At 73.3% G+C, this 19,540-nt stretch carries 17 protein-coding genes; 11 read left to right on the forward strand and 6 right to left on the reverse strand.

From position 1 onward, the window contains the following. Window positions 1-66 precede the first annotated feature (66 nt). The gene (locus ACZ45Q_RS14385) at window positions 67-909 is read left to right on the forward strand and encodes a polysaccharide deacetylase family protein (protein WP_468259887.1); all 843 of its coding nucleotides are present in this window, start codon (window positions 67-69) and stop codon (window positions 907-909) included. Between the two features lie 31 nt (window positions 910-940). Here ACZ45Q_RS14385 and ACZ45Q_RS14390 read toward each other — a convergent pair whose 3' ends face one another. Continuing rightward, the gene (locus ACZ45Q_RS14390) at window positions 941-1,609 is read right to left on the reverse strand and encodes a class F sortase (protein WP_468259890.1); all 669 of its coding nucleotides are present in this window, start codon (window positions 1,607-1,609) and stop codon (window positions 941-943) included. Window positions 1,610-1,944: 335 nt separating this feature from the next. Between ACZ45Q_RS14390 and ACZ45Q_RS14395 the strand changes: the two genes are divergently transcribed. Continuing rightward, the gene (locus ACZ45Q_RS14395; protein WP_468259893.1) at window positions 1,945-2,439 is read left to right on the forward strand and encodes a hypothetical protein; all 495 of its coding nucleotides are present in this window, start codon (window positions 1,945-1,947) and stop codon (window positions 2,437-2,439) included. 214 nt (window positions 2,440-2,653) lie between these two features. Here the strand turns inward: ACZ45Q_RS14395 and ACZ45Q_RS14400 are convergent, their stop codons facing one another. From ACZ45Q_RS14400 to ACZ45Q_RS14410, 3 genes are all read right to left on the reverse strand, one after another. Then, window positions 2,654-3,223, reverse strand: coding sequence for an RNA-binding protein (locus tag ACZ45Q_RS14400; RefSeq protein ID WP_468259896.1), 570 nt, complete (start codon window positions 3,221-3,223; stop codon window positions 2,654-2,656). Window positions 3,224-3,441: 218 nt separating this feature from the next. Next, window positions 3,442-4,179, reverse strand: coding sequence for a bestrophin-like domain (locus ACZ45Q_RS14405; RefSeq protein ID WP_468260366.1), 738 nt, complete (start codon window positions 4,177-4,179; stop codon window positions 3,442-3,444). Between the two features lie 46 nt (window positions 4,180-4,225). Next, a complete protein-coding gene (locus tag ACZ45Q_RS14410) occupies window positions 4,226-4,828 on the reverse strand; it encodes a hypothetical protein (protein ID WP_468259899.1) in 603 nt (200 codons plus the stop codon). A gap of 398 nt (window positions 4,829-5,226) precedes the next feature. Between ACZ45Q_RS14410 and ACZ45Q_RS14415 the strand changes: the two genes are divergently transcribed. The 3 genes from ACZ45Q_RS14415 (at window position 5,227) to ACZ45Q_RS14425 (ending at window position 9,462) form a co-directional block, all read left to right on the forward strand. Continuing rightward, window positions 5,227-6,195, forward strand: a complete 969-nt coding sequence (locus ACZ45Q_RS14415; protein WP_468259902.1) for an SCO0930 family lipoprotein — start codon at window positions 5,227-5,229, stop codon at window positions 6,193-6,195. 313 nt (window positions 6,196-6,508) lie between these two features. Then, window positions 6,509-7,321 carry an SAM-dependent methyltransferase gene (locus ACZ45Q_RS14420; RefSeq protein WP_468259904.1) on the forward strand — a complete coding sequence of 271 codons (813 nt, stop codon included), beginning with the start codon at window positions 6,509-6,511 and terminating at the stop codon, window positions 7,319-7,321. Next, window positions 7,318-9,462 (forward strand): putative bifunctional diguanylate cyclase/phosphodiesterase, encoded by a 2,145-nt coding sequence (locus tag ACZ45Q_RS14425; RefSeq protein WP_468259906.1) that lies wholly within the window; start codon window positions 7,318-7,320, stop codon window positions 9,460-9,462. The genes ACZ45Q_RS14420 and ACZ45Q_RS14425 overlap by 4 nt, the downstream gene beginning before the upstream one ends. A 360-nt stretch (window positions 9,463-9,822) precedes the next feature. Here the strand turns inward: ACZ45Q_RS14425 and ACZ45Q_RS14430 are convergent, their stop codons facing one another. After that, on the reverse strand, window positions 9,823-10,707 hold the full coding sequence (locus tag ACZ45Q_RS14430) for a LysR family transcriptional regulator (protein WP_468259908.1): 885 nt from the start codon (window positions 10,705-10,707) through the stop codon (window positions 9,823-9,825). Between the two features lie 130 nt (window positions 10,708-10,837). Here ACZ45Q_RS14430 and ACZ45Q_RS14435 point away from each other — a divergent pair, with 130 nt between their 5' ends. From ACZ45Q_RS14435 to ACZ45Q_RS14460, 6 genes are all read left to right on the forward strand, one after another. Next, on the forward strand, window positions 10,838-11,509 hold the full coding sequence (locus ACZ45Q_RS14435; RefSeq protein WP_468260369.1) for a succinate dehydrogenase: 672 nt from the start codon (window positions 10,838-10,840) through the stop codon (window positions 11,507-11,509). Window positions 11,510-11,511: 2 nt separating this feature from the next. After that, a complete protein-coding gene (locus tag ACZ45Q_RS14440; protein WP_468259911.1) occupies window positions 11,512-13,461 on the forward strand; it encodes a fumarate reductase/succinate dehydrogenase flavoprotein subunit in 1,950 nt (649 codons plus the stop codon). Next, window positions 13,458-14,204, forward strand: a complete 747-nt coding sequence (locus tag ACZ45Q_RS14445; RefSeq protein WP_468259914.1) for a succinate dehydrogenase/fumarate reductase iron-sulfur subunit — start codon at window positions 13,458-13,460, stop codon at window positions 14,202-14,204. The genes ACZ45Q_RS14440 and ACZ45Q_RS14445 overlap by 4 nt, the downstream gene beginning before the upstream one ends. A 191-nt stretch (window positions 14,205-14,395) precedes the next feature. After that, the gene (locus tag ACZ45Q_RS14450; RefSeq protein WP_468259916.1) at window positions 14,396-15,169 is read left to right on the forward strand and encodes a GNAT family N-acetyltransferase; all 774 of its coding nucleotides are present in this window, start codon (window positions 14,396-14,398) and stop codon (window positions 15,167-15,169) included. After that, entirely contained in the window at window positions 15,169-16,047 is an 879-nt protein-coding gene (locus ACZ45Q_RS14455) for a lysophospholipid acyltransferase family protein (protein WP_468259919.1), read from the forward strand. Before ACZ45Q_RS14450 ends, ACZ45Q_RS14455 begins: the two co-directional genes overlap by 1 nt. 46 nt (window positions 16,048-16,093) lie before the next feature. Further along, window positions 16,094-17,029 carry a DUF2382 domain-containing protein gene (locus tag ACZ45Q_RS14460; protein ID WP_468259922.1) on the forward strand — a complete coding sequence of 312 codons (936 nt, stop codon included), beginning with the start codon at window positions 16,094-16,096 and terminating at the stop codon, window positions 17,027-17,029. 150 nt (window positions 17,030-17,179) lie between these two features. On the opposite strand, the gene ACZ45Q_RS14465 is transcribed toward ACZ45Q_RS14460, so the two are convergent. Further along, the gene (locus ACZ45Q_RS14465) at window positions 17,180-19,525 is read right to left on the reverse strand and encodes an excinuclease ABC subunit UvrA (protein ID WP_468259924.1); all 2,346 of its coding nucleotides are present in this window, start codon (window positions 19,523-19,525) and stop codon (window positions 17,180-17,182) included. Window positions 19,526-19,540 lie beyond the last annotated feature (15 nt).

Raw genomic sequence — 19,540 nt, forward strand, 5'->3', positions numbered from 1 at the left:
TGGAAACGTGCCGCCGCCCCGGTGTCGCACTGGTGCGTCGGCCCGCCGCCGGGCGACTGATGAGTCATGAAGAAGGTCCAGTTGCTCACCCGCCGCCGCGCGTTGCTCGCCGGGGCCGCCGCCGTGGGGGCGGCGGGTACCGCCGGAGTGCTCGGAACGCTCCTCGGGGACGACCCCGTCCGCCCGCCGGCACCCGCGCCCGCGCCCGGGCCCCGGGCGCGCAGCGCCCTCGGGCCCTCCGCCTACCGGCTCCAGCCCATGACCGGCCACGGCCCGCCGCGCGCCGTGCCCGGCCGCACCCCGGTACGGCGCGAACCCCTGCTGCGGGTGTCCGGACGCGGCCGCACCATGGTGCTGACCTTCGACGACGGCCCCGACCCCCGCTACACCCCGGACATCCTGGACACCCTCGCCACCTACGAGGTGCGCGCGATGTTCTTCGTGTGCGGCGAGATGGCCGCCGGCAACCGCGATCTGCTGGCCCGCATGGCAGACGAAGGGCACGTCGTCGGCAACCACACCTGGTCCCACCCCCTGCTGACCCGGCTCTCCCGCCGCCGCATCCGCACCGAGATGGAACGCACCAGCGAGGTCGTCGAGGAGGTCTGCGGCGAGCCGCCGCGCTGGTTCCGGGCACCGTACGGGGCGTGGAACCGGGCCGCCTTCCAACTGGGCGCCGAACTGGGCATGGAGCCGCTCGCCTGGACCGTCGACACCCTCGACTGGACCACGCCCGGCACGAGCACCATCGTCGACCGGGTCGAGGACGGCGCCGCCCCCGGCGTCGTGGTGCTCTCGCACGACGCCGGGGGCGACCGCTCCCAGAGCGTGCGCGCCCTGCGCTCCTATCTCCCGCGGCTGATCGACGACGGCTACCACCTCACCGTCCCGCGCCGGCAGTACCTGTGAGACGCCGCCGCCCGCCCGGACGGCGATCCGCTCAGCGGGTCTCGACCAGGCGGGCGAAGGCGACGACGTTCCCCGCGTAGCCCTCCTGCTTGGAGAAGCCGCCGCCGCAGGTGATGACCCGCAGTTCGGGATGGCCCTTGGAGGCGTACACCCGGTCGCCGGGGAAGTTGTCCTTCTCGAACACCTCGATGGCGTAGATCTCGAACACCGCGGTCTTTCCGTCCTCGCGGGAGACCTCCACCTTGTTGCCCTGCTTCAGCGCCCCGAGCCCGTAGAACACGGCGGGGCCCTGCTGGTTGTCGACGTGGCCGACGACGACCGCGGTGCCCTTTTCCCCCGGGGTCACCGCCGCGGTGAACCAGCCCGCCAGATTCGGGTCCTCGGGCGGCGGCGCGTCGACCCAGCCGTCCGCGTCCAGACCGACCGGCATGATGGGCGCGTCGACCTGGATGGCGGGGATCCTGACCCGGTCGGGCACGGAGTACGGCAGCGGCTGGAGCCCCGCGGCCACGGTGATGTCCTCCGGGGCGCGGCGGCTGTCCGAGGAGGCCGCCGAGGCCGGCTGCGGCGGCCCCACGTCGAACTCCCCGGAGCCGTTGCGAATGAGCGCCAGGCCGGTCAGCAGCACCAGCGCTATCACGCCCCAGGGAGCGCGCTTCCGCCGCCGCTCCTCCTCTTCGGCCAGCTCCGACGCAGACATTCGCCATCCCCTCTCGACACGGCCGTCGCCGTGTCACTTCGCGCATGGGAAAACGCTAAGTGCCCGCGGCCCGACCGGCGACGGGGACGGGGGCGAACGGGTGGCCGGCGCCCCGCGAAGTGCGCCATCCGAGGTGCGGCGCACAGGATATTTCTGACGGTCCGTGACCTGCGGCGATATCCGCTGCCGTGGTTCCGCCGCGGGACACGCGCTCACCAGGACGGACCATTCCCGAAATGCGGGCGCTGCCAGGGCAACTGAGGGTCTTTCTCGGAGGCGCTTTCTCGCCGATCGACCGGGTACGGGTCCCGGGGGCGCCTTCCGCGGAGGATCACATGCGCAACTCTCGTGCCCTGGCGGCCGCAGGCGCCGCGGTCGCTGTTCTCGGACTGGCAGCCCCCACCGCCAACGCCGGCGGCGATCACCACACGCCGAGCAACATCGTCGCCATGCCCAGCGTCATCGCCCGCGGCGGTCAGATGACCGTCACCGTCGACGGCTGCCCCAACGGCGGCACGATGACCTCGGACGCGTTCTCGAGGACCCACCTGACTCCGGTCAAGGGGGCGAACGAGACCTCCAAGGGCATCGCGACGATCCACCGGAACGCCCGTCCGGGTTCCCACGACATCACCGTCAACTGCTCCGGCCGGCGGCTGACCAAGCCGGCCGCGTTCACCGTCATCGGCGGTGTCCAGGGCGGTCTGGGCGGCAGCAGCTCCAGCGGTGCGACGCCGACCGACATCGCCATCGGCGGCGGGCTCGTGGCCGCGGCCCTCGCCGGCGGCGGGCTGTTCTGGATGCGTCGCCGGGCCGAGCGGCGGGTCTGATCCGCGCCGCGCGCCGTGCGCCGGGCCCCGCCGTCGGGGGGCGGGCCCGGGCGCCCTGCCGCTTTCCTGCCCTTCGGATTCCTGCCCTTCGGACCGCGACGCACCGCACGTTCAGAGGCACCGCACGTTCACCGGGCTTCACGTGCACAGGGCTTCGCCCCGGACCCCTCCTGGGACCCGGGGCGAAGCCCTGTGCGTGGGGCGCCGGTGCCGGTCAGGCGCCCTCCTCGCCGTCCCGGCGGCGGGAGAAGTGGTACGCCGTGCCGAGCGCGCCGACGATGAGCGCGGCGCCGAGGCCGATGTCGCCGAGGTCGAAGCCCGCGAAGCTGCCGCCCTCACCGGCGTGCACGCCCTTCTGCGGGTGCTTGTGGTGGTCCGGGTGGTGGGGCTGCGTGGGGTGGACCGGCTCGGGCGTGGGCGAGGGGCTCGGGTGGTGCCCGGCGATGGTCAGGCTCGTGGTGCCGGTGGCCCCGTCGCAGGTGAACGACACCTGGTACACCGCGCCCGGCTTGGCGTCCCAGTCGACCACCGCCTTCGCCGACGTGTGACGCGGCGGGATGGTCACCCTGTCGAACACCGGCGCCGTGACGGTCGCGGGACCCTTGCAGCCGCCGCCCTCGCGGTCCACCCGCAGCGTGACCTCGCCGCCCGGGGCGATGGTCGAGGGCAGGACGCTGAAGCCGAACGGCGTGATGTTCCCGCCGCCCGCCGCGTTGGCCGGTACACAGGCGGTCAGGGCACAGGCGCCGAGCAGTGCGACGGAAGCGACGGGTATCGCGCGCATGGTGGATCCTCCGGGTCCCGAGGAGCAGCTGCGGACCTCTTCCGCTCGCGTCGGACATGCACCTCGATGTCCGAAACGCTAGGAAGGCGGGTGCACCGGCGCGATCGCAGTCGCGCGAATGGGGCAAGCGTGTGGGCCGCACAGGGGACGCCGCTGGTACGGCCGGGGGACGGCACCGGCGTGTCGCATGCCGTCCCCCGGCTCGCCGCGCCCGGGCGTCAGTCGCGCTTCACCTCCGGGAAGAGGTTCAGGAACGGCTCCGCCGAGGCGGCCAGCCCGCGCCCGTAGGGATTGTCGAAGTCCCAGATCAGGAAGAGCAGGAAGGCGATCAGCGCCGAGAACAGCCCGGCCAGGACCAACTCGCGCATGGTGCGCCGGATCTGGAGGGCGAACACCATGCCGATGGTGACGACGGCCCCGATGATCAGCCCGAACCACACCACCCCCGGCATCGTCGCCCCGGTCGACTCGGCGCGCGCGGTGCGTGCCTGGTCGGCCGCGGCCACCTGGTCGACCAGCGGCTGGTAGGCCTGGGCCTCGAAGTCCGAGGCCGGCTCGTAGTCGGTGACGTCCGCGCGGACCCGGTCCAGGAGCTGGGTGCCGCGCTCGGTCACGTCGTCCTGCGAGGCCATGACCTTCCACTCGGTGTTGACGACGTGTCCGACATAGGCATTGACATCCTCCCGAATCCGGTCGCGTACCTCGGGCGGGTAGACCCGCACCCGCTCCGAGATCTCGTGCAGCGCGACGGCCTCCGCCTGCACGTGGTCCTGGGCGGCGCTGCGCGCCTCCCAGACCCCGGCGATGGCCAGGCCCAGGACGATGGCGTACACCACACCGATCCACATCGTCATGTACTCGATGACGTCCGGGGTCTCGGAGATGTCCTCGTCCTCGGACGCCGTCCGGTGCCGTACGAGGGTGATGACGACGACGACGGCACACGCGGCGACCATCGCGAGGGTGAGAACAAGCCATTCCGCCACAGGGGGCCTCCAGGTATCAGCGCGGGCGCAGCGCCGCGACGGCGACCACTGCGGGCACCGTGATGAGCAGGACGAAGACGAGGGGCGACGGCGCGCCGTGCGTGGACCGCCGGGGCGGCGGAGCGGGTCGGTACTTCGGGTAGTGCACCGGGGTCAGGGACGGCCGGGACGTGGGGCCGGCCGGCGGCGGGGGCGCGGGCGCGGCCGGGGCTGTGGGGGTCGACGTGGGCGTCGGCGTGGGCGTCGGTGGGGGCTCGGGGCGCGGCGGAACGGGCCGTGGCGCCGGTGGACGCGTCGGAGGCGGTGGCTCCGGCGCGACGGTGGGCGGCGGTGGCGGAGCCGGGGTGGGCGGCGGTGGCGGCTTCGGCGGCGGCGGTTCGGGTGTCGGCGTCGGGGTCGGCCGGGGAGGCGGCGTGGTCGGCGGGCACGGCGGGAAGGTCGGCCAGGTGCCGCTGCCGGCGACCGCCACCGCGTCGATGCCGTCCGGACCGTTCACCACGTACGCGCAGGCGTCGGCCGACGCCTCCCCGGCCGGCGTGCCGGCCATGACGAGCGTCAGCGTCACCAGGGCCAACGCCCGCCCGAGGCAGGCGGATCGGGTCGGTTCGGGTGGATGCACGACGCAGATCATGAGGCCTGCCGGAAAGGGGCGCGCCGAGGTGCCCGGGGATTGCCCCGAACGAGCGAAACGGCCGGTCAGCGGTTTGATCGCCGTGCCCCGCCCGTGTACGGCCACGACGCGCGCTCCGGCTCGGCGGAACGCCGGATTCCGGCCCGGAGGCGGGTGCCGGGCGGTGGCGGTGGCGCGTCCCGCGCGGCGCCCGAGGCGCGTGCCGCCCGGTGCCCGAGGCGTGTGCCGCCCGGTGCCGGTGACGCGTGCCGCCCGGTGCCGGTGGCGCGTCCCGGGAAGAAATCCCGGCGCCGGTTGAACACCACGGGTGCCGCCGCGCGTACCCAGTGTCGTGCGGCGGCCCAGCAGGGGGCCGCGACGGCTTTGCGAAGATCGGGGAGTTGACGATGAAGACCTCCTGGCGGAGCGCCTCACTCGTGGCGAGCGCTGCGGCCGTGCTGGCGCTGACGACGGCGTGCGGTCAGGACAACGGTGGTACGGCCGGGAGCAGCCAGAACGTGGGCGCCACCGCCGCACCCGGTGACGTGAACGACATCGGCGCCGGGGCCGGGACCGGCGGCGGGCAGCAGTCGGCGAGCCCGCCCGCGGCCGGTGAACAGCCCGCCGGCGGCGCCGGGAAGCTGGCCGTCGCCGACAACGCCGAGCTGGGCGAGCTGGTCACCGACGGCGCGGGACGCACCCTCTACCGGTTCGACGAGGACGTCGCCAAGCCGCCCAAGTCCAACTGCGACGGCGACTGCGCCACCGCCTGGCCGCCGGTGCCCGCGAACGACGCCTCCGCCGGCGAGGGCATCGACCCCGAACTGCTCGGCGAGGTCACCCGCGCCGACGGCACCAAGCAGCTCACCGTCGGCGGCTGGCCGGCCTACCGCTACGCCAAGGACACCGCCGCCGGCGAGGTCAAGGGCCAGGGCGTGGGCGGCAAGTGGTACGCGCTCGCACCCGACGGCAAGAAGGCGAAGGCCGGCGCCGGTGCGACCGACCGGCCGGGCCTGTCCACCCGCAACGACCCGGAACTCGGCGAGATCGTCGTCGACGGCGACGGCATGACGGTCTACCGGTTCCTGAAGGACGAGGCCTGGCCGAAGCCGGTGTCGGCGTGCACCGGCGCCTGCCTGGAGAAGTGGCCGATCGTGGAGCCGGTGGAACCCGAGGACACCGAGGGCGTCGTCAAGAAGGACCTGATGACCTTCACCCGCCCGGACGGCGCCGAGCAGCAGACGGTCGACTGCTGGCCCATCTACACCTTCGCCGGGGACAAGAAGCCCGGTGACACCAACGGTCAGGGCGTCGGCGGCACCTGGTACGCCGTCTCGCCCGACGGAAAGCCGGTCGGCGCGCCCAAGGAGAAGTAAGGGAAGCAAAGAGAGGCAAGAGAGACAAGGAGAGACAAGAAGAGCCAGGAGAAGCGAGGAGAAAAACAGGGCGACCTCCCCAGGACAGCCCCGCGAGCGCACCGACCACCGGGCCGTCCTCTCCGCACCCCAGGCGGAGGGGACGGCCCTCTGCCGTGGGCGGGCGGTGCCCGCTGCCCGGGGCCCGCGGCCGGGCACGTGCCGCAGGCAGTGACCGGGAACGGATGGTCAATTTCCGTTTCTGCTCGCCCGTTCGGCGAGCGATCGGTAGCCTCCGGTCGAACACCGGATCGCCTACGCCTTGGAGAGATCGATGGAGCGTCCCGCCTGGGCCCCGCGCAGCATCGACATGACGGTGCCGAGCGTGGCCCGCATCTACGATTACTACCTGGGCGGTTCGCACAACTTCGAGGTCGACCGGGAAGCGGCCCGCAAGGCCATGGAGTTCATGCCGGGGCTGCCCAAGATCATGCAGGCGAACCGGGCGTTCATGCGCCGGGCGGTGCGCTACGCCGCCGACGAGGGCATCACCCAGTTCCTGGACATCGGCTCCGGCATCCCGACCTTCGGCAATGTGCACGAGGTCGCCCAACAGGCCCGCCCCGGGGCGCGCGTGGTCTACGTCGACCATGATCCGGTGGCGGTCGCGCACAGCCGCGCGGTCCTCGCCGGCAACGACGACGCGGACGTCGTGGCCGCCGACCTGCTCAAGCCCCAGGAGATCCTGGGCAGTTCCGCGGTGGAGCGGCTGATCGACCTGAATCGTCCGGTCGCCCTGCTCCTCGTTGCCATACTGCACTTCGTGGAAGACGCGGACGACCCGTACGCGGCGGTGGCCGAGCTCGGCGGCGCCCTCGCCCCCGGCAGCATGCTGGTCCTCACGCACGCCTCGTACGAGGGGATCCCGCTGCCGCCGGAGCGGGCGCGGGGCACCGTCGACGTGTACAAGGACATCCGCAGTCCGCTGATCATGCGTTCGCGCGAGGAGATCGCGCGGTTCTTCGAGGGGTACGACATGGTGGAACCCGGGCTGGTGCCGATGCCGCGCTGGCGGCCCGAGGTCGCACCGGAGGACGAGGACCCGTACGCGTTCTCCGGTTTCGCCGGTGTGGGACGTACGGCGTGATCGCGGAGCCGGACGGGCCGGAGGACAGACTGCGCCGGTTCGCGACGATCTGGAGCCGGGCGGTGTTCCCGGTGACGTCGACGTCGTCGACCCGGCCGGAGTTCGAGGCGGAGCTGCTGCCGCTCGCCCGCAGGCTCAGCGAGGCGCTGCGGGCGCGCACCTTCGACGCGGACGAGGGCAGGGCGGTCGGCGCCGCGCTCGTCGACGCCCACTGCACCGACCCCGAGGCGCTCAGCCGCACCCTGGACTGCGTCGACGCCTACCTGGTGCTGTACTGCGGCGGGGACGGCGACCGCGAGGACCTGCGGGCCCGGTCGGCGCGGCTCCAGCACGCCATGGCGGCCGGGTTCGCCGCGGCGCTGCGCGAGCGGACCCTGGCCGAGCAGGAGGCCATCGCCCAGGCCGCGCTCCAGGCGCAGGGCGTGGTGGCCCAGGCGCTGCACGCCAGCGAGGCCCGCTTCCGCGCGGTCTTCGAGGGCGCCGCCATAGGCATCGGCATCGCCGACCTGGACGGCAACGTCCTCCAGGTCAACGAGGCGCTGACCCGGATGTTCGGCCTCGGTGACCAGCCGCTGCGCGGCCGCAACGTCCGCGAGTGGACCCACCCCGACGACGCGCCGCAGACCTGGAAGCTCTACGAGGAGCTGGTGCGCGGCGAGCGCGAGCACTACCACCTGGAGAAGGCCTTCTACCGGCCCGACGGTACGGTCCTGTGGACCAACCTCACCGTCTCCCTGCTGCGCGACGCCGACGGCACCCCCCGCTACCAGCTGGCCCTGATGGAGGACACCACCGAGCGGCGCCTGCTCAACCTGCGGCTGCGCTACGAGGCCACCCACGACGCGCTGACCGGCCTGCCCAACCGCAGCTTCTTCTTCGAGCGCCTGGAGAAGGCCCTGAACGCGGGCGAGGGCCGGCGCTTCGGCCTGTGCTACCTCGACCTGGACGGCTTCAAGGCCGTCAACGACAGCCTCGGCCACGCCGCCGGCGACCGGCTGCTCGTCGAGGTCGCCGACCGGCTCCAGTCCTGCGCCACCGCACCCGGCGAGATGGTGGCCCGGCTCGGCGGCGACGAGTTCGTGGCGCTCACCACCGGCCCCGACACCCGGCAGGAGGTCGACGAACTCGCCGGGCGGATCATGAACGCGCTGACCGCCCCGATCAGCGTGGACGGCCGGGAACTGACCGTGCGCGGCAGCATCGGCGTGGTCGAGGGCCCGGCGGGGGAGCGCAGCGCGGCGGAGGTGCTGCGCAGCGCCGACATCACGATGTACCGGGCCAAGTCGGCGGGCGGCAACCGCTACGAGCTGGCCGACCCGGAGGCCGACGCCCGGGTCATCACCCGGCACGGACTGACCACCGCGCTCCCGACGGCCCTGGAGCGCGGCGAGTTCTTCATCGAGTACCAGCCCCTGGTCCATCTCGGCGACGGCAGTGTGCGCGGCGCCGAGGCGCTGGTGCGCTGGCTCCACCCGACGCACGGTGTGCTCGGCCCGGACCGTTTCATCCCGCTCGCGGAGCACACCGGGCTGATCGTTCCGCTGGGCCGCTGGGTGCTGGAGCAGTCGGTGCGGCAGGCCCGCCAGTGGCGGGAGCGGTACGGCGCGCAGACCGCGGGCGGCCCGCTGCGCATCAACGTCAACCTCTCGCCCTGCCAGCTGCACCACCCGGGCCTGGTCCAGGACACCGTGGACATCCTGGAGCGGGCGGGCGTCGATCCGGACGCGCTCTGCCTGGAGGTGACCGAGTCGGCGCTGATCGGCGCGGACGACGACCTGCTCAAGCCGCTGCGCCGGCTGGCCGAGATGGGCGTCGCCATCGCCCTGGACGACTTCGGCACCGGCTACTCCAACCTGGCCAACCTGCGCCGGCTGCCGGTGAGCGTCCTGAAGCTGGACCGCTCCTTCACCCAGAGCATGCAGCGGTTCCCGGCGGACCCCGTCGACCTGAAGATCGTCGAGGGCATCGTCTCGCTCGCCCACAGCCTGGATCTCGCGGTCACCGTGGAGGGCGTGGAGACCGGCGCCCAGGCCGAGCAGCTGCGCATACTGGGCTGCGACACGGCCCAGGGCTGGTACTACGCCCGCCCGGGCCCGCCGGAGCGCCTGCACGACCTGGCTCTGGTGGACGCGACCGGCTGACCGGTCGGCCAGCACGCCGCCCGACCACCGCCGTCGCCCCGGTGCGCGAAGAACCGTCCACCCGGCCCACGCGGTGCGTCCGGGGGGCGTGCTGCCGTACCTTCAGGAGACGCGGGTGCCCGCCTCTCCTGAAGGCGGTCGGCTGCGCTCGGGAAAGCGGTCGGCTGTGAGCTCGGGAAGGCGAGAGGCTGTGCGCTTGCGAAGGCGGTCGGCTGTGCGCTCGCCGGGCGCCCCCGACGCCGCCAGGGGCGCGGGGAACTGCGCGACCAGCCCCGCACGACCCGCACTCCGCCACGACGATCCGCCCCACGGCGCCTCCGGACCGAACCCGCCCCATGGCGCCCCCGCACCGAACCCGCCTCACCTCTCCAGCAGCATCCGCTGCAACTCCCGAGCCGCCCGAGGCGGAGCCACATCGCTGCGGTGGGCCAGCGCGATCGTCCGATGCAGCCCGGGCCGCGCCAGCGGCGTCACCCGCAGCCCCCGCCCGGCCCGCGCCGCGACCATGCGGGGCACGACCGCGACACCGAGCCCGGCCCGCGCGAACTCCAGCACCGCGTCCATCTCCCCGCCCTCCACCGCGAAGTCCGGCTCGAAGCCGGCGGAGCGGCACGCCGCAACCGTCAGCTCCCGCAGGTCGTACCCGTGCCGGAACATCACCAGCCGCTCGCCCGCCAGGTCGGCGATCCGCACCGCGCGCCGCCCGCCGCCGGGCCGCGGCGCCTCCGGGGAGGACACCACGACCAGCTCCTCGCGCAGCAGCTCCACCGTGCTCAGCGCCGGCGACGGCGTGGGCAGCGGCAGGACGACGAGGGCCAGGTCCAGCGCACCGCGCGCCAGCTCCCGGACCAGGTCGTGCGAGCCGCCCTCCTCGATCATCAGCCGGATGCCGGGATAGCGGTCGTGGAAGGCCCGCAGCACGTCCGGCAGCAGACCCGTGCACAGACTCGGGGTGGCCCCCAGCCGCACCCGCCCCCGCCGCAGCTGCACCAGTTCCTGCACCTCGTGCCGCGCGGTGTCCGCGTCGGCGAGGATGCGCCGGGCCAGCGGCAGCAGCGCCTCCCCGGCGTCGGTCAGCGTGATGTTGCCGCGCGCCCGCAGGAACAGGTCCGCGCCCAGCTCCCGTTCCAGCGCCTTGATCTGCTGCGACAGCGACGGCTGCGCGACGTGCACCGCCTCCGCGGCACGGGTGAAGTGCCGGGTCTCGGCGACCGCGACGAAGTACTGGAGCTGCTGGAACTGCACCGCCCCAGCATAGCCCGCCATAGCCACTACCTATCGAAACGAGCTGGACCATGTCTTGGACCGATGGGCCCTGTCGGCCCTAGCGTCTGATGCCATGGCTCTGGCAACGCGGACGGACCGACGGCCGTCCTTGGCGCGCACCGTGTGGGACTCGACCGTCGGCAAGAAGACCGTGATGGCGGTCAGCGGGCTGATCATGCTGCTGTACCTGGTCGCCCACATGATCGGAAACCTGAAGATCTTCTTCGGGGCGAGCGAGTTCAACGCCTACGGGCACTGGCTGCGCACCGTCGGCGAGCCGTTCATGCACTACGAGTGGACGCTCTGGCTGATCCGCGTCGTCCTCGTCGTCGCGGTCGTCGCCCACGCCGTGTCCGCGTACCAGCTCAGCCGGCGCGACATCAAGGCCCGGCCCAGCAAGTACGTGCACACCAAGCCCCGGGCGAGCTATGCCACCCGCACGATGCGCTGGGGCGGGGTCATCCTCGGCCTGTTCATCGTCTGGCACGTCCTGGACCTGACCACCGGCACGGTGCACCCCGGCGGCTTCGAGACGGGCAAGCCGTACCAGAACGTCGTGGACACCTTCTCCACCTGGTACGGCAACGTCGTCTACATCGTCGCGATGCTCGCCCTGGGCCTGCACATCCGGCACGGCTTCTGGTCCGCCGCCCAGACCCTCGGCGCCGGCAGCCGCACCCGCGACCGCGCCCTGAAGACCGTCGCCAACGTCCTCGCGCTGCTGCTCACGGCCGGTTTCATCGCCGTCCCCGTGGGCGTCATGACCGGAGTGGTGAGCTGACCATGACTTCGTACGCCGACTACACGACCGGCGAACCGGTCGCCGACACCAAGGCCCCCGCCGGGCCGGTCCACGAGCGCTGGGACAAGCGCCGCTTCGAGGCCAAGCTGGTCAACCCGGCCAACCGGCGCAAGCACACGGTCATCGTGGTGGGCACCGGCCTGGCCGGCGGCTCCGCCGGTGCCACCCTCGCCGAACAGGGCTACAAGGTCGTCCAGTTCTGCTACCAGGACTCCCCGCGCCGCGCGCACTCCATCGCCGCGCAGGGAGGCATCAACGCGGCGAAGAACTACCGCAACGACGGGGACTCGATCCACCGCCTCTTCTACGACACCGTCAAGGGCGGCGACTTCCGCGCCCGCGAGTCCAACGTCCACCGGCTCGCACAGATCTCCGTGGAGATCATCGACCAGTGCGTGGCGCAGGGCGTGCCCTTCGCCCGCGAGTACGGCGGCCTGCTCGACACCCGCTCCTTCGGCGGCGTCCAGGTCTCCCGCACCTTCTACGCCCGCGGCCAGACGGGCCAGCAGCTCCTGCTCGGCGCCTACCAGGCGCTGTCCCGGCAGATCGCCGCCGGCAACGTCGAGATGCACCCGCGCACCGAGATGCTGGACCTGATCGTCGTCGACGGCCGGGCCCGCGGCATCGTCGCCCGCGACCTGATCACCGGCAGGATCGACACCTACTTCGCGGACGCCGTGGTGCTGGCCAGCGGCGGCTACGGCAACGTCTTCTACCTGTCGACCAACGCGATGAACTCCAACGCGACCGCCGTCTGGCGGGCGCACCGGCGCGGCGCGTACTTCGCCAACCCCTGCTTCACCCAGATCCACCCGACCTGCATCCCGCGCACCGGCGACCACCAGTCGAAGCTGACGCTGATGAGCGAGTCGCTGCGCAACGACGGCCGGATCTGGGTGCCGAAGGCCAAGGGCGACGACCGGCCGCCGCACAAGATCCCCGAGGACGAGCGCGACTACTACCTGGAGCGCCTCTACCCGTCCTTCGGCAACCTCGTCCCGCGCGACATCGCCTCCCGCGCCGCGAAGAACGTCTGCGACGAGGGCCGGGGTGTCGGGCCCGGCGGCCAGGGCGTGTACCTGGACTTCGCCGACGCCATCGCGCGGATGGGCCGCAAGGCCGTCGAGGCCAAGTACGGCAACCTCTTCGACATGTACCAGCGGATCACCGACGAGGATCCGTACGAGGTGCCGATGCGGATCTACCCGGCCGTGCACTACACGATGGGCGGCCTGTGGGTCGACTACGACCTCCAGACCACGATCCCGGGCCTGTTCGCGATCGGCGAGGCCAACTTCTCCGACCACGGTGCCAACCGGCTCGGCGCGAGCGCGCTGATGCAGGGGCTGGCCGACGGCTACTTCGTGCTGCCGGCCACCGTCAACGACTACCTCGCCCGCAACCCGCACGGGGACGAGGTCACCGGCGACCACCCGGCCGTGCAGGAGGTGCTCGCCGAGACCGAGGACCGGCTGAACCTGCTGCTGGCCGTCGACGGCGACCGCACCCCGGACTCATTCCACCGCGAACTCGGCGAGCTGATGTGGGAGTTCTGCGGCATGGCCCGCACCGACTCCGGACTGCGCAAGGCACTGGAGCGCATCCCGCAGATCCGCGAGGAGTTCTGGCGCCGCATCAAGGTCCCGGGCACCGGCGAGGAGTTCAACCAGTCCCTGGAGAAGGCGAACCGCATCGTCGACTACCTGGAGCTGGCCGAGCTGATGTGCCTCGACGCGCTGCACCGCACCGAGTCCTGCGGCGGCCACTTCCGCGAGGAGTCCCAGACCCCGGACGGCGAGGCGGCCCGCAAGGACGAGGAGTTCTCCTACGCCGCCGCCTGGGAGTTCACCGGCACCGGCGAGGCGCCCGTCCTGCACCGGGAAGACCTGGTCTTCGAGTACGTCCACCCCACCCAGCGGAGCTACGCATGAGGCTCACCCTGCGCGTCTGGCGGCAGAAGAACGCCGACGCCGAAGGCGCCATGTCCACGTACGAGGTGGACGGCATCTCACCCGACATGTCCTTCCTGGAGATGCTCGACACCCTCAACGAGGAGCTGATCCTCGCGGGCGAGGACCCGGTCGCCTTCGACCACGACTGCCGCGAGGGCATCTGCGGCGCCTGCTCCCTCGTCATCAACGGCGACGCGCACGGCCCCGAGCGCACCACCACCTGCCAGCTGCACATGCGGTCCTTCAGGGACGGCGACACGATCGACATCGAGCCGTGGCGGGCGGCGGCCTTCCCGGTCGTGAAGGACCTGGTGGTCGACCGGTCCGCCTTCGACCGGATCATCCAGGCCGGCGGCTACATCACCGCGCCCACCGGTTCCGCGCCGGAGGCGCACGCCACCCCGGTGCCCAAGCCGGACGCCGACCTCGCCTTCGAGCACGCGGAGTGCATCGGGTGCGGCGCGTGCGTCGCCGCCTGCCCCAACGGCGCGGCGATGCTGTTCACCTCCGCGAAGGTCAACCACCTGAACGTGCTGCCGCAGGGGGCGCCCGAGCGGGAGACCCGGGTGCTGGACATGGTGGCGCAGATGGACGAGGAGGGCTTCGGCGGCTGCACGCTGGCCGGCGAGTGCGCCACGGCCTGCCCGAAGGGCATCCCGCTGATGTCCATCACCCGCATGAACAAGGAGTGGCTTCGGGCCGCGCGGAAGGTCGAGCGGTAGCGCCCCAGTGAACGTTCGCCGACAAGGTGCGGACGGGCGGGGCCGGGAGAGGTGCTCACCCCGGCCCCGTCACGCGTCGGTGCCCCCGGCATTCAACAACCTCACATCCGCTCTCCCGTCCCTGGTCATGTTCCGGACAGCGCGCGTCGGAAGAACTGGTGCGGACCCGGCCACCGACCAGGAGAGCAGCCATGAGCGGCGTACTGACCGTCGACCGTCCCCCACGGCCCGCCACATCCGCGCGCTACACCGTCTCCCTCGCCCGTGACGAGGACGAGGTCCGCGCCGCGCAGCGCCTGCGGCACGACGTGTTCGCCGGCGAGATGGGCGCCCTGCTGTCCGGCCCGCAGCCCGGACTCGACGTCGATCCCTTCGACGCGTACTGCGACCACCTGCTGGTGCGCGAGGAGACCACCGGGGAGGTGGTCGGCACCTACCGGCTGCTCCCGCCGGAACGGGCGGCGGTCGCCGGACGCCTCTACGCGGAGGGCGAGTTCGACCTCACCGGACTGGACGCCCTGCGGCCCGCGCTGGTCGAGGTCGGCCGCTCCTGCGTGCACCCCGCCCACCGCAACGGCGCCGTCATCGGGCTCGTCTGGGCCGGCATCGCCCGCTACATGACCGACCGCGGCCACGAGTGGCTGGCGGGCTGCTGCTCCGTGCCGCTCGCCGACGGCGGCGCCCTGGCCGCCGCCACCTGGGACCGGGTGCGGGACAAGCACCTCGCCCCGCCCCAGTACCGGGTCCGCCCGCTGCTGCCGTGGGTCCCGGGCCGCAGCGAGCGGCCCGCCGCCGGCGCCGAGCTGCCCGCCCTGCTGCGCGGGTACCTCCGCCTCGGCGCCTGGGTCTGCGGGGAGCCCGCGCACGACCCCGACTTCGGGGTGGCCGACCTGTACGTGCTGCTGTCGATGCGCCGGGTCGACCCGCGCTACCTGCGGCACTTCCTCTCCCTCGCCCCGGCCTGATGAGCGGCTGGCTGCCCACGGCACCCTGCACGCCCGGCCGTTGCGTGCAGACCCGGCCGGGCGGGCTGCGGGCCGTGCCCCGGGCCGTGCTGCGGCTGGCGGCGGTGACCGCGCTGCTCCTCGCCGGCGTCGCCCTGTCACCGCTCGGCCGAGGGTCCGCCCGCGCACGGGGCGGGGTCCCGGCCCCGCTGGTGCGGTGGTGGTGCCGGTCGGTGGTGCGGGCCGCCGGGGTCCGGGTCCGGATCACCGGCGCCGCCCCGCCGGCCGGCGGGCTGCTCCTCGTCGCCAACCACGTCTCCTGGCTGGACGTCCCGCTGCTCGCCGCGGTGCGTCCGGCCAGGATGCTGGCCAAGACCGAGATCCGGCGGTGGCCGGTCGCCGGGCCGCTCGCGGCACGAGGCGGCGCCCTGTTCATCGAGCGGGACCGGTTGCGCGCCCTGCCCGGCACGGTGGCCCGGATCGCGCGGGCGCTGCGGGAGGGGTCCGCGGTCGCGGTCTTCCCGGAGGGCAGCACCTGGTGCGGGCGCGGGGGCGGCACCTTCCGGCGGGCCGTCTTCCAGGCCGCCCTGGACGCCGGAGCGCCCGTGCAGCCGGTGCGCATCCGCTACCTGGCTAAGGGGCGGTCGCCGAGCACCACGCCGGCGTTCGTCGGGGACGACACGCTGCTAGCGTCGCTCTGGCGGGTGGCCTCCGCCCGCGGCCTGGTGGCGGAGGTGCGGGTGTGCTCCGTGATCCCGCCCGGTGCCCATCCCGACCGCCGGTCCCTTGCGCGGGCCGCCCAGCGGGCGGACGGGAGCCCGGAAGACGGTAACTCCAGGGAAGCACCCTTCGGAAAGTATGTGCCGTTTGTGACTGATGTTCCGTTTTCGGGCGTTTGATGCGGAGAACCGGAAAGGAGGCACTCCGGAAGGAGGGTGATGCCAGATGATCACCCGCGAAGAGATCAGGACGGTCCTGGACCACCCCGTCTACGACGGTGACGGCAACAAGATCGGCGAGGCCAAGCACGTCTTCTTCGACGACGTGACGGGGCAGCCGGAATGGGTCAGTGTCAAGACCGGCTGGTTCGGCTCCAGCGAGTCCTTCGTACCCATCCACGACGCGCACCTGGTGCAGGACCACCTCGAGGTCCCCTACGGCAAGGACCAGGTCAAGGGCGCGCCGCACGTCGACGTCGACTCGGGCGGGCACCTCTCGGTGAGCGAGGAGCACCGTCTGTACGACTACTACGGCATCAACTGGGACAGCGTCCTGTCCGAGGCCGAGCGGCCCGGCGACAGCGGCCCGGCCGGCACCGGCCAGGCGGCGGGTACCGGTCAGGCGACGGGCACCGGCCCCACGGCGGCCGGAGCGGCCGGAGCCGCGGGAGCCGCCGGAACGGCCGGTATGGCCGGCCGGGCGACGGGCGGAGCCGGGCAGCGGCGTGCCGAGGACCGGACGGGCATGCGCGGCGACGACGCCATGACCCGTTCCGAGGAACAGATGCACGTCGGCGTCGAGCGGCGTGAGTCGGGCCGGGCCCGGCTGCGCAAGTACGTGGTCACCGAGGAGGTCGAGCAGACCGTGCCGGTGCGCCACGAGGAGGTGCGCGTCGAGCACGAGCCGATCACCGAGGCCAACCGCGGCGACGCGATGTCCGGGCCGGAGATCAGCGAGGCGGAGCACGAGGTCACGCTGCACGAGGAGCGCCCGGTCGTGGAGACCGAGGCGGTGCCGGTGGAGCGCGTGCGGATGACCACCGAGGAGCACACCGAGGACGAGACGGTCCGCGGCCAGGTGCGCAAGGAGCGCATCGAGGCGGAAGGCACCGAGGAGGACATGCCGAGGCGTCCTGGCCAGGGGCGTCCGGGCCCGGAGTGACCCGGCCGGCCCCGCGGCCGACGGCGCCCGCCACCGGGCGGGCGCGCCACCCCTGACCGTGCCCGGGCCGTCGACGCACGCCCGGGCACACGGGCGTGCACGGGGCACGTGCGAGGCCCCGGTGCCCCCCCGAACCGCCCCGGCGACCGGTCAGGCCCCGGCCGCACTCCGCAGGGCCCGCGCCAGACAGGGCGCCGTCGCGCTGTCGGACGCGCGGGCGACCGCGGCCGGGGTTCCCGCCGCGACGACCCGGCCGCCCGCGTCGCCGCCGCCCGGCCCGAGGTCGATCACCCAGTCCGCGCCGGCGACCACGGACATGTCGTGCTCGACCACGACCACCGTGTGCCCCGCGTCCACCAGGCCGTGCAGCTGCCGCATCAGGACCGCCACGTCGGCCGGGTGCAGACCGGTCGTCGGCTCGTCGAGCAGGTACAGGGTGCGGCCGCGGCGGCCCCGCTGCAACTCGCTCGCCAGCTTGATGCGTTGTGCCTCCCCGCCGGACAGCTCCGTCGCCGGCTGCCCGAGCCGCAGATAGCCGAGGCCGACGTCGAGCAGGGCGCCCAGGCTGCGCGCCGCCGCCGGGGTGTCCGCGAAGAACTCCGCGGCGCCCTCCACCGTCAGGTCCAGCACCTCCGCGATGTTCCGGCCCCGGTACGTCACCCGCAGGGTCTCCGCGTTGTACCGTGCCCCGCCGCAGTCGGGGCACGGCGCGTAGGTGCTGGGCAGGAACAGCAGCTCCACGCTGACGAAGCCCTCGCCCTGGCAGGTCTCGCACCGCCCGCCGGCGACGTTGAAGGAGAAGCGGCCCACGCCGTATCCGAGGTCGCGGGCCCCGCCGGTGGCGGCGAACACCTTGCGCACGACGTCGAACAGCCCGGTGTACGTCGCCAGGTTGGAGCGCGGCGTCCGCCCGATGGGCTTCTGGTCGACGAAGACCAGCCGCCCCACGCCCGGCAGTTCCTCGCCGATCTCACCGATCAGCGTGGACTTGCCGGAGCCCGAGACACCGGTGACGGCGGTGAGCACGCCGAGCGGGAACTCGGCGGTCACCGCGCGCAGATTGTGCCGGGTGACCGGGCCGACCGTCAGCGTGCCGTGCGGCGTCCGCGGCTCGCGCGCGGGGGCGGGGGAGCGGTCGAACAGGTGGCGCGCGGTCAGCAAGTCCTCCACCGCGGCCAGCTCCGCCGGCGGCCCGCTGTGCAGCACCCGTCCGCCGTGCTCGCCCGCCCGCGGGCCGACGTCCACGATCCAGTCGGCGCCCCGCACCACGTCCAGGTGGTGCTCGACCACGAACACCGAGTTGCCCGCCGACTTCAGCCGCTCCAGCACCGTCAGCAGCGCCTCCGTGTCCGCCGGATGCAGCCCGGCCGACGGCTCGTCCAGGACGTACACCACCCCGAACAGCCCCGAGCGCAGCTGCGTCGCCAGCCGCAGCCGCTGAAGCTCGCCCGCCGACAGCGTCGGCGTCGCACGGTCCAGGCTCAGGTAGCCGAGGCCCAGCTCGACGACGGGCGCGACACGGGAGGTGAGGTCGGCGGTGAGCACCCGGGCCGTCTCGTCGTCCGCCGGCAGCAGCGCGGGCAGGTCGGCGAGCGGCAGGGCGGTCAGCTCGGCGATCGTCCGCCCGGCGACCGTCACCGCGAGCGCCTCCGGCCGCAGCCGGCTGCCTCCGCAGGCCGGGCAGGGCGCGCTGGTGAGGAAGCGTTCCGCCTTGGCGCGCAGCGTCGCGCTCCGGGAGTCGGAGAACGTCTTCATCACATACCGCCGGGCGCTCATGTACGTGCCCTGGTACGGCCGCTGGATCCGCCCCGCCTCCCGCACCGGGTGGACGGTGACCACCGGCTGCTCGTCGGTGAACAGGATCCATTCGCGCTGCTCGGCGGGCAGCTCCCGCCAGGGCCGGTCCACGTCGTGGCCGAGGGCGTCGAGCACGTCGCGCAGGTTCTTGCCCTGCCAGGCCCCCGGCCACGCCGCGATCGCGCCCTCGCGGATCGACAGCGCCGGGTCCGGGACCAGCAGTTCCTCCGTGGTGCGGTGCACCCGGCCGAGCCCGTGGCACTCGGGGCACGCCCCCGCCGCCGTGTTCGGCGAGAAGGCGTCGGAGTCGAGCCGCTCGGCGCCCGGTGGGTACGTGCCGGCCCGGGAGAACAGCATGCGCAGCGAGTTCGACAGGTTGGTGACCGTGCCGACGGACGAGCGGGAGGTCGGCGCGGCACGGCGCTGCTGGAGCGACACGGCCGGCGGCAGCCCGGTGATCTCACCGACCTTCGGCGCGCCCACCTGGTGGATCAGGCGGCGCGCGTACGGTGCCACCGACTCGAAGTACCGCCGCTGTGCCTCGGCGTAGACGGTGCCGAACGCCAGCGACGACTTGCCCGAGCCCGACACGCCGGTGAAGACGGCCACCACGTCCCGCGGGATGTCGACGTCGACGTCGCGCAGGTTGTGCTCACGGGCGCCGCGGACACGGACGAAGGGGTCGTGGGGGTGGTGCATCGCGGGCTCCGGGGA

Source organism: Streptomyces sp. NPDC031049 (genome assembly GCF_055571015.1).

What these genes read in the sequence shown, in the direction of transcription:
- ACZ45Q_RS14465 (WP_468259924.1), bottom strand. Translation starts at nt 19,525, where the DNA reads ATGCACCACCCCCACGACCCCTTCGTCCGTGTCCGCGGCGCCCGTGAG.
- ACZ45Q_RS14455 (WP_468259919.1), top strand. Translation starts at nt 15,169, where the DNA reads ATGAGCGGCTGGCTGCCCACGGCACCCTGCACGCCCGGCCGTTGCGTG.
- ACZ45Q_RS14450 (WP_468259916.1), top strand. Translation starts at nt 14,396, where the DNA reads ATGAGCGGCGTACTGACCGTCGACCGTCCCCCACGGCCCGCCACATCC.
- ACZ45Q_RS14400 (WP_468259896.1), bottom strand. Translation starts at nt 3,223, where the DNA reads ATGCGCGCGATACCCGTCGCTTCCGTCGCACTGCTCGGCGCCTGTGCC.
- ACZ45Q_RS14420 (WP_468259904.1), top strand. Translation starts at nt 6,509, where the DNA reads ATGGAGCGTCCCGCCTGGGCCCCGCGCAGCATCGACATGACGGTGCCG.
- ACZ45Q_RS14445 (WP_468259914.1), top strand. Translation starts at nt 13,458, where the DNA reads ATGAGGCTCACCCTGCGCGTCTGGCGGCAGAAGAACGCCGACGCCGAA.
- ACZ45Q_RS14405 (WP_468260366.1), bottom strand. Translation starts at nt 4,179, where the DNA reads ATGGTCGCCGCGTGTGCCGTCGTCGTCGTCATCACCCTCGTACGGCAC.
- ACZ45Q_RS14385 (WP_468259887.1), top strand. Translation starts at nt 67, where the DNA reads ATGAAGAAGGTCCAGTTGCTCACCCGCCGCCGCGCGTTGCTCGCCGGG.
- ACZ45Q_RS14415 (WP_468259902.1), top strand. Translation starts at nt 5,227, where the DNA reads ATGAAGACCTCCTGGCGGAGCGCCTCACTCGTGGCGAGCGCTGCGGCC.
- ACZ45Q_RS14440 (WP_468259911.1), top strand. Translation starts at nt 11,512, where the DNA reads ATGACTTCGTACGCCGACTACACGACCGGCGAACCGGTCGCCGACACC.
- ACZ45Q_RS14395 (WP_468259893.1), top strand. Translation starts at nt 1,945, where the DNA reads ATGCGCAACTCTCGTGCCCTGGCGGCCGCAGGCGCCGCGGTCGCTGTT.
- ACZ45Q_RS14460 (WP_468259922.1), top strand. Translation starts at nt 16,094, where the DNA reads ATGATCACCCGCGAAGAGATCAGGACGGTCCTGGACCACCCCGTCTAC.
- ACZ45Q_RS14390 (WP_468259890.1), bottom strand. Translation starts at nt 1,609, where the DNA reads ATGTCTGCGTCGGAGCTGGCCGAAGAGGAGGAGCGGCGGCGGAAGCGC.